This is a genomic window from candidate division WOR-3 bacterium (assembly GCA_011052815.1).
GTDB lineage: Bacteria > Hydrothermota > Tepidihabitantia > SM23-42 > SM23-42 > DRIG01.
Genome location: DRIG01000094.1, coordinates 1 through 8,836, shown reverse-complemented (window position 1 = coordinate 8,836; position 8,836 = coordinate 1). Strand labels below are relative to the sequence as shown.

The following is an 8,836-nucleotide window of genomic DNA, read 5'->3' as shown; positions in this document are numbered from 1 at the left end:
GTTTTACGGTGAGCTTAAGATAGCCGTCCAGTTTCCTGAGCTTCACATCCAGTATCTTTGTCTCACCCGGTTTGAATTTCATCTTTTTTTCATAAGTCTGAAAATTGGGATTGGAAAGTTTTATCGTATGCGTACCTGAAGAGACCTTTATCGGCTCTGCGATGGGAGTGGTTTCCCGATACTTGCCGTCGATATAGATCTTCGCCCAGGGATCAACATTAATCTTCAAGTATGAAAACCGCTCTGAGGCGGCAGGCTCTTTGATCTTCTGCATGGTGAATGAAACGGTCGTCGTCTTCTTCGGAGAGATCGTGCGGCTCGCTTCCGCCGGTCTGTAACCTTTTTTGACCACCTTGATTCGGTGTATCCCCTTTTCGACTTTTTCAATGGTACAGGGTGTTTTGAACCCGGTCTTTTTGTCATCAAGAAAGACATAGGCATCTGATGGTTTTGAGGTTATCCGAATCGCACCGTATTCCACCTCGCTTTTCAGTTCACTAAGTACGGCATTCAACTTAATGGTATCCCCACCTTTTACTTTAAAACCTTCTGTGAAATCCTGGAATCCCTCCTTTTTCAAAACAATCTTGTGTTCTCCGGGCTCAAGGCTGCCGAGCCGTGTCGGCGTAAACCTGCCGGTATTTTCGCCGTCAAGGAAAACAGCCGCCATACCCGGTTTTGAAGTGATCTGAACAAAAGAAAATTCTTCAGTATCCGCATCTGTAAGCAGTGGTTTCTCAGCCGTCGGTTTTCTGAAAATCCCGAAGATAACGGCGAGTAGAGCCAGTAATCCGAGACCGATTCCCACAAAAGGAAGTATATTTCGTTTGGCGACCGGTTCGGCAGGCTCTTCGGGTTTTGCCGGAAGGACTTTCTGTTTCGCTTTTTTGTTCCTCAAATCAGTAAGGTATTTCTTCGCCTTATCATCATCCGGATCCAGATGAAGCACCTTGCTGAATTCAGAAATCGCATCGTCGATCCTGTTCCCACCGAGACTGAGAAAGTAAAGTCCTCGTTCAAAATGTTTCGCCTTTCTCTCTTTAACCACCTCGGCGAATTGTTCGTCCGGCGTACTGATAAATCCACCGATCTCTTTCCGGGAAATCTCGATATTCTTCGCCTTAAAATATGAAGTAATATCTTCATTCACTTTGGCGATATCCTGGTACCTCTTATCAAGATCCTTCTCGAGCATCTTCTCGATAATATCGTTTATCTCTCTGGAGATCAATGGATTGGCTTCAACCGGCCTGGGCGGGGTCACGGTCAAGATTTCATGGATCACCGAAGAGTAGTTTTCGCCGGAAAACGGTTTGATGCCGGTGATCATCTCGTAAATGACGACTCCCAGTGAAAAAATATCTGTCCGGCTGTCGACCCTTTTGCCGCCGGCTTGTTCCGGAGACATATAAGCCGGGGTGCCGACGATCGAACCGGTCACCGTCACCGAGGTCAAATCCTGTGCCTGTGCCAGACCGAAATCCGCAATCTTCACGATGCCGTCATACCCGATCAGGATGTTAGCCGGCTTGATATCCCGATGGACCACACCCTTTTTATGCGCATGGTCGAGGCCGTACACGATCTGCTGCGCAATCGCGAGGGCGATGTCACAGGGGATGAATTTAATTTCACTGATCAACTCCTTGAGACTCTTTCCCTCCACATACTCCATTGCGATAAAGTAGACCTCTTCCGCCTTACCATAATCAATGATATTCACGATATTCTCATGTTTGAGGTTGGCGGCGGCTTTCGCCTCCCTCTCGAATCTCGTTATGAAATTTTTGTCCTGGGCAAGATGTCCATGGAGTATCTTGACTGCTACAATGCGGTCCAGGGATACCTGAACCGCCTTATAAATAGCCGCCATACCGCCCGTGGCAATAAGCTCTTTGATTTCGAAGTTTTTGATGGTGCGATTCGTCATTTTCTATCAAGATTATATTAAAATAATTTGTCAAGTCAAGAAACTTGACAAGTTCGGAAATATGTATAAAATAAACTTATGGAGGAAAGATGATTATCTTATTAATACTAATAATAATTTTGGTGGTCGTTTTCATCGGCATATACAACCGTCTTGTGGTTAAAAAGATGCGCGTTGACAACGGCTGGGCTCAAATCGATGTGCAGCTGAAACGAAGATACGACCTGATTCCGAATCTCGTCGAGACTGTAAAAGGATATGCCAAGCATGAAAAGGAAGTCTTCGAGAAAGTGGCTGAACTTCGTTCAAGGGCAATGGGTGCGACCAACCCCAAAGAAGCGGCTGAAGCGAACAATATGCTCACCGCCACCCTGAAATCCCTCTTTGCAGTGGCGGAAAACTATCCCCAGCTGAAGGCGAATGAAAACTTCTTGAAATTACAGGAAGAACTGACGGCTACTGAAAACAAGATTGCATTCGCACGGCAGTTTTATAATGATGTCGTGATGGATTATAATACGACGATTCAGAAGTTTCCTCAGACGATCGTCGCGGCGCTCTTCAATTTCAAACTCCGTGAATTTTTTGAAGCACCGGAAGAGGAGAAAAAGACCGTCCCCAAGGTTAAGTTTTAATGGGTGAAACGCTATACGATTTAATTGCTGCGAATAAACGAAAAACTTTTTTATTTATCCTCATCACAACCCTGTTCCTCGCCGTTCTCGGTTATACGATAATCCGGATTCTCGACTGGGGACTCATCGGATATGTCGGTTTTGCGGTATTTATCATTCTCTACAATGTAATCCTCTATTATAATTCCGACAAACTGGCTCTCTCTTCCACGGGTTCGGTCCCTGCCGACCCAGAGGAATTCAAGATGCTCCATAATGTTGTGGAAGAGGTTTCAATCGCCGCGGGTATACCAAAACCAAAGGTTTATATCACCCCCTCACCCGCTCCCAATGCCTTTGCAACCGGACGCAACCCTCAGAATGCATCGGTTGCGGTGACGACCGGACTACTGGAGATAATGAACCGTCAGGAACTCCAGGGCGTTATCGCCCACGAAATCGCCCATATAAGGAATTATGATATCCTGCTTATGACCGTTGTCGCGGCGATCGGCGGATTAATCATTCTTCTCAGAGACTTCTTGCTTCGCTCGATGTTCTGGGGAGGCCGTCGAAGGAGCAGTCGAAGAACCGGCGGCCAGCTCGGTTTGATTCTCATTGTCGTAGGTTTAGTCCTGGCGATCATCGCACCGCTGTTCGTCGCGTTGATCAGAGCGGCGATATCACGCCAGCGCGAGTATCTCGCCGACGCCTCAGGCGCATACATCACCCGGTATCCTCAGGGACTTGCACAGGCACTCGCAAAACTGCGTGACGCCCACAAACCCCTGAAACGAGCTTCCCAATCAAACGCCCACCTCTTTATCGCCAGTCCTTTCGGCAAGGATCGGATGAATGCAGCGGGGCTCTTCGCCACACATCCCCCTCTTGATTCAAGGATCGAAAGATTGAACAGTTTGGTGATATGAATCCGATAATATTCCTGCTCTGTTTCATGGTCGGAGAAAAACTTGACTATGTCGCCAGGTTCTCATTCATCACCCTCGGAAGTATGACCCTGGAGATCAAAGACACCCTGTCCTATGACAGTACGACCTGCTATCACTTCAGATCGGTCATAAACTCAAGCCCGGGCCTCAGCTTCCTCTTTTCTTTGAATGACACCATAGACGTCTATGCCGAGACGACCGGCCTCTTACCCCTTTTCTATGAAGAAAAGTTGAACGAAAGTAAATATCACCACCGCTCAAAACTGGTCTTTAATCACGACAGCCTCTATGTGGTCTACGATGATTCTTTAATCTTTGAAATAGCCGCGCAGACAAGGGACCTGCTCAGTTTCTGGTATTATCTCCGCACCATACCTCTAAAAATCGGCGACACCATAGTGGTAAGGATTCACAAATCCATGGAAAACCACGAAATTCTGTGTCCGGTGGTGAAGAAAGAGAAGATCAAAACGCCCGGAGGAGAATTCAACACGATTCTTGTTTCACCCCAGACAACGGGTAAAGGGGTCTTCGGTTCAAAAGGCAGTATGGATATCTGGTATTCTGACGATGAAAAGCGGTATCCGGTTCAGATCAGGGCGAAGATGAAGATCGGCAGTATCCTGTTCAAGTTGAAGGAGGTGGAAAATTAAAAAGTTCGCTGTAATCCTTGCCGGTGGTCGAGGAGAACGATTCTGGCCCGTAAGTCAACCCAACTTTCCCAAACAGTTCCTTTCCGTCTTCAACAAGACACCGCTTATTGTCCAGACATTAAACAGAATAAAATCCTATTTTAAAAAGAACGAACGGGTTCTGATCATTCCGCAAAGCCTCAAGAAACTTGTATACCGATACGTGGGAAAAGAACAGATTATAATCGAGCCGATGAGACGCAACACCGCGGCTGCAATCTGTTTAGCCGCCGTAACCTTGAAGCGCAGATACGGCGACGGTATCATACATGTGATGCCGGCAGACCATCTGATATATCCCGACAAAAACTTCATCGCCGCTCTGAAGTTCAGCCGCAGATTCGCGGAAGACGATTATCTTGTGACTTACGGAATAGAACCGGACCGTCCTGAAACCGGCTATGGTTATATTAAAATCGGTAATAAAATAAGTTCGCATAACAGACTCCATGCCTTTCAAGGACTGTCCTTCACTGAAAAACCGTCCTTGAAAAAAGCGCGCCGGTATCTGAGAAGCGGTGATTATCTCTGGAACAGCGGTATCTTCACCTTCAGAATCAACAAAATTCTTGAAGAGATGGAATACTTTATTCCCGGGGTATACAACGGCATCAATAAATTCGTAAAGAGGAAGAATAAAAAATACTTCCGTAATATCCCGGATATCTCTGTCGACTACGGCGTAATGGAAAAGACCGAAAAATTGTGTATAATAAAGGGTGATTTCAAGTGGGATGATGTCGGTTCCTGGCTCGCCTTAGAACGGTATTTCAAGAAAGACGGGAATAAGAATATCTTTATCGGTGATGCAAAGGGTCTTGAAATCAGTGACTCAATTATGTATACTTGTGACAGTCCTTTAAGGGTGTATGGAGTAAAAGGGCTGATCATCGTGGTGAGCCCGAATGGTGTTCTTGTGTGCAAAAAAGAAAAGGCACCGGATTTAAAAAAATTGTTGAGAATTTAAAATAAAAGGAGGAAAAGATGAGAAAAATATTATTGGTCGGCTGCATTATGCTCTTCGTATTCTGTGCGCCGAAAAAGACAGCGGTCCAGACCGAAGGACTCGAAGAAGTGATTGTCTTCGGTGAAGAGGAAAGTAATATATCAAACGAACCTATACTGCCTCAACCGACTGAAGAAGAGGTCGTCGCTCCACCGGTCGAAGAAGAAGTCATCGCCCCACCGATCAGTGAAGAAACGATTACGGCTCCTCCGGTTGAAGAAGAGGTGATTGCTCCGCCGGTCATTGAAGAAGAAACAGCCACTGTTCCCCCGGCTCCGGAAACCGAAACACCCGTCCTTCCTCCACCCGTCGTCGAAGAAGAAGTCGCCGCTCCTCCGGCTCCGATGGAAGAGGTCGCTGCTCCTCCGCCACTTCCACCTGTTGTTGAAGAAGAACCCGCAGTAGTCGCCGAAGCTCCTCCTGCCGTTGAAGAACCCTATGTAGCACCGACGGTTACACCCACACCTCCGCCGCCGCAACCGGCACCGGCAAGAGTTCTGGGATTCCGTGTTCAGATCTTCGCATCTTCAACTGAAAAGAATGCATCCAAAGTCGCGGACGACGCCCGGGCGAACTTCAGCCAGAATATCTATGTGGAATATGTAGCGCCTTATTATAAAGTCCGGGTCGGAGACTGTTTAACCCGCGAAGAGGCAGAGGTATTAAAGAAGAAAGCGCAGGGGTTGGGCTACCGCGGTTCGTTCGTTGTCGAAACGATGATTTCACCGTAAGAAATCATCGCCTTTTATTAAACAACCGTTGTTCAATCATCCTCCCCGATTGAATGTCGGGCAGGATGTTGATTGAATCCTGATAAAGGGAATTTCTTACCCTGATGATGACGATCGTCTTAGCGACAAAAAATCCCCATAAGATAGAGGAGATAAAGAGCATCCTCGGTTCTGATATCGATTATCAAACCCTGAGTGATTATTTCAGCATGGAGGTAAAGGAAGTCGGCAGGACGCTCCTTGAAAACAGTCTTGCCAAGGCGTTATTCACCTTTAAGCTCACCGGCAAACCCTCTCTGGCTGATGATTCCGGACTCTTTGTCCACGCCCTCAACGGTGAACCGGGAATATATTCATCCCGTTACGGAAAAGACGATAATGAAAGGCTCTCCAGACTTCTGAAGAATCTACAAGATAAAGAGGATCGAAAGGCTGTATTTAAAGCGGTCTTTGTATACTATTTCGCACCTGATAAGTATGAAGTGTTCACCGGTGAATGTGCCGGAAAGATAGCGGAAAGCCCGCGCGGTTCCGGAGGATTCGGTTATGATCCCGTGTTCATCCCCCGCGGATACAAGCGGACATTCGCTGAACTCGGGCAGGAGATAAAGAACCGCATCAGCCACAGGGCGGCGGCATTGAAAAAATTCAAGAACTATCTGATATCAGCCGGCAGATAAAATTTCGACGAGCTTTTCGCGGGATTTCTCACCTTTTCTTATCTTTACGGCCGACCTTTTAACGCCGTAGTAATCTGCAAGTATCCTGACAAGTTCCTGATTGGCTCTATTGTCCGCCGGCGGTGATGAAACCTTCACCTTCAGCATCCCGCTCTCCAATTCAATCACTGTAGTCTTTCTGGCACGGGGGATAACCTTTACTTTTATATACATTATTTGAATGTCGATCTCAGGTGGTTATATACAATCTTACATATCCTCTGGGCGGCTTTACCGTCCCAGAATTCGGGAATCCCGCCTTTTTTGTATTCACCGGATAGAATCTTCTTGGTCTCTTCAAGAAGCATATCCGGATCTTTACCGACCACGGTATTCGTTCCGACGGTGACGGTTACAGGACGTTCAGTGTTCTCCCTTAAAGTAAGACAGGGTATACCAAGAACCGTGGTCTCTTCCTGAATCCCGCCCGAATCAGTCAGCATAAACCTTGCATCCGTCATCAGTTTCAAAAAATCAAGATAACCGAGCGGCTCTATTATCTTGATAAAATCAACCTTGATCTTATAGGTATCGAACATTTTTCTGGTCCTCGGATGGATCGGCAGGATGACAGCGATCTTTTTGGAGATCTCTTTCAGACCCTTGAGAATCCTTCTTATATCGGAGAGATTATCGACATTCGCAGGCCGATGAAGGGTCAAAACAGCATATTCCTTCTCTCTCAGTTTCAGCCGCTTCAGAATATCGGATTTCGCCGCTGTCTCCTTAAATCTCAACAGGGAATCAATCATTACATTACCGACATAGAAAATCTTATTGGAATCAATCCCCTCCTTCAGTAGATTATCCAAAGCTACGGGTTCGGTCGTAAAGAGCAAATCAGACAGCGAATCTGTAAGCCGTCGGTTTATCTCCTCAGGCATCCGCCAATCAAAGCTTCTTAAACCGGCTTCAACATGAGCGATCAGAGGTCGGTACTGGCTGTTGTTGCAGCGGTACTTCGCCGCGGTGAGGGCGCAGGCGAGTGTGGAATTGACGTCGCCCACGACCATTACAAGATGGGGGTCTTCCCTGAGCAGTATCTTTTCAAATTCACACATTATTCCGGCGGTCTGTTCACTATGTGTTCCTGAACCAACCCCCAGATAGAAATGCGGCTGGGGCAGCTTGAGATCGTCGAAAAAGACCTTTGAAAGATTCTCATCATAATGCTGGCCTGTATGGATGAGATACGACTCCATCTCATTGTATTTACCGAGTTCAATGTAGACCGGCGCCGCTTTCATAAAATTGGGGCGTGCACCCACTACAAGAGCCACCTTGTATCTCATTCTTCACTCTCTTTCTGTCGGGTTAAATCCATATAAAGCTGCTTTCTCTTTCCGGCGACCGTAGGCGGAGCGATCTGCTGCCCTTTTAAACGTCTTTCCAGCAGGGTGTCTCGTTCAGGAACAATCTTATTGCCTGTCGCCACTTTTACGATATTGCCGTTGGTGTCGACAATCGCCCGCACGATCCTGCCTTCAGGTATCTCCAGCTCATCCAGGGAAGGCACTGATGCAGCCGGCATCTCTTCTTCTGCTGAGCGGACTGCGGTGATTCTATCAGAAACCTCTTCTGTTTCAGAAGATTCGATGACTCTCGCGGCTTTTGGTTTTACAGATGATTCTACTTCTTTTTTGGCAAACCCGGCTCCTCGGGCATATTTCTCTTCTGGAGAAGATCGGGACTCAGGTGCTTCACTGACCTCAGCTCTTCCCTGCGTTTCTGTTTCAACCCCTCCTCCTCCAGGGTAAACGATCCGATGATCCAGATTGATCAGATGGTGGGGACGCTGAACCATATTATTGATTATGATGAAAGCCAGAGCCGCCACGGCAACCGGTGCGAGTAGAGGAGAAAGCTTAAAGAATGAAAAACGCCGTTTTTTGCTGATTCTTTCCAGAATCTTACGATTCAATGTGAACACGAACTCACGCGATGGCTCTTCAATCTCCATATCCCTTACATATTCATCAAAACGGCGCAACTCTTCAAGTTCTTTTCTACAGGAAGCACAGCCCTTAAGGTGCTCCTTCACCTTCTGCTTATCTTTTTCATTCAGCTCACCGTCAAGATAAGCACTTAAAAGTTCTGCAGAAAAATTACACTTCATCTCTCCTGCACCCCCAGTGTTTCAAAAATTTCCCTCAGTTTCCGACGTGCGCGGGAAAGACGGGACATCACTGTACCC

At 47.0% G+C, this 8,836-nt stretch carries 10 protein-coding genes; 6 read left to right on the top strand and 4 right to left on the bottom strand.

Features of this window, described 5'->3' with window-relative positions; genetic code table 11:
* A partial coding sequence (locus tag ENI34_09090; protein HEC79275.1) for a PEGA domain-containing protein occupies positions 1 to 1,930 on the bottom strand: 1,930 nt, incomplete at its 3' end.
* Positions 1,931 to 2,019: 89 nt separating this feature from the next.
* On the opposite strand from ENI34_09090, the gene ENI34_09085 reads away from it, so the two are divergent.
* The 6 genes from ENI34_09085 (at position 2,020) to rdgB (ending at position 6,603) form a co-directional block, all read left to right on the top strand.
* Positions 2,020 to 2,565, top strand: coding sequence for a LemA family protein (locus tag ENI34_09085; protein ID HEC79274.1), 546 nt, complete (start codon positions 2,020 to 2,022; stop codon positions 2,563 to 2,565).
* A complete protein-coding gene (locus ENI34_09080; protein ID HEC79273.1) occupies positions 2,565 to 3,473 on the top strand; it encodes a zinc metalloprotease HtpX in 909 nt (302 codons plus the stop codon). Before ENI34_09085 ends, ENI34_09080 begins: the two co-directional genes overlap by 1 nt.
* Positions 3,470 to 4,147 carry a DUF3108 domain-containing protein gene (locus tag ENI34_09075; protein ID HEC79272.1) on the top strand — a complete coding sequence of 226 codons (678 nt, stop codon included), beginning with the start codon at positions 3,470 to 3,472 and terminating at the stop codon, positions 4,145 to 4,147. The genes ENI34_09080 and ENI34_09075 overlap by 4 nt, the downstream gene beginning before the upstream one ends.
* On the top strand, positions 4,143 to 5,153 hold the full coding sequence (locus ENI34_09070) for a hypothetical protein (GenBank protein HEC79271.1): 1,011 nt from the start codon (positions 4,143 to 4,145) through the stop codon (positions 5,151 to 5,153). Before ENI34_09075 ends, ENI34_09070 begins: the two co-directional genes overlap by 5 nt.
* A gap of 17 nt (positions 5,154 to 5,170) precedes the next feature.
* A complete protein-coding gene (locus ENI34_09065) occupies positions 5,171 to 5,923 on the top strand; it encodes an SPOR domain-containing protein (GenBank protein HEC79270.1) in 753 nt (250 codons plus the stop codon).
* 107 nt (positions 5,924 to 6,030) lie between these two features.
* The gene (gene rdgB, locus ENI34_09060; GenBank protein ID HEC79269.1) at positions 6,031 to 6,603 is read left to right on the top strand and encodes an RdgB/HAM1 family non-canonical purine NTP pyrophosphatase; all 573 of its coding nucleotides are present in this window, start codon (positions 6,031 to 6,033) and stop codon (positions 6,601 to 6,603) included.
* On the opposite strand, the gene ENI34_09055 is transcribed toward rdgB, so the two are convergent.
* Genes ENI34_09055 through ENI34_09045 form a run of 3 tightly spaced genes read right to left on the bottom strand, consistent with a single transcriptional unit; the run spans position 6,589 to position 8,758 of the window.
* On the bottom strand, positions 6,589 to 6,816 hold the full coding sequence (locus tag ENI34_09055) for a DUF167 domain-containing protein (GenBank protein ID HEC79268.1): 228 nt from the start codon (positions 6,814 to 6,816) through the stop codon (positions 6,589 to 6,591). The two genes, rdgB and ENI34_09055, sit on opposite strands and share 15 nt — an antisense overlap.
* Entirely contained in the window at positions 6,816 to 7,934 is a 1,119-nt protein-coding gene (locus ENI34_09050) for a UDP-N-acetylglucosamine 2-epimerase (non-hydrolyzing) (GenBank protein HEC79267.1), read from the bottom strand. The genes ENI34_09055 and ENI34_09050 overlap by 1 nt, the downstream gene beginning before the upstream one ends.
* Complete coding sequence (locus tag ENI34_09045; protein ID HEC79266.1) at positions 7,931 to 8,758, bottom strand: hypothetical protein; 828 nt, start codon at positions 8,756 to 8,758, stop codon at positions 7,931 to 7,933. Before ENI34_09045 ends, ENI34_09050 begins: the two co-directional genes overlap by 4 nt.
* Positions 8,759 to 8,836: the final 78 nt, after the last annotated feature.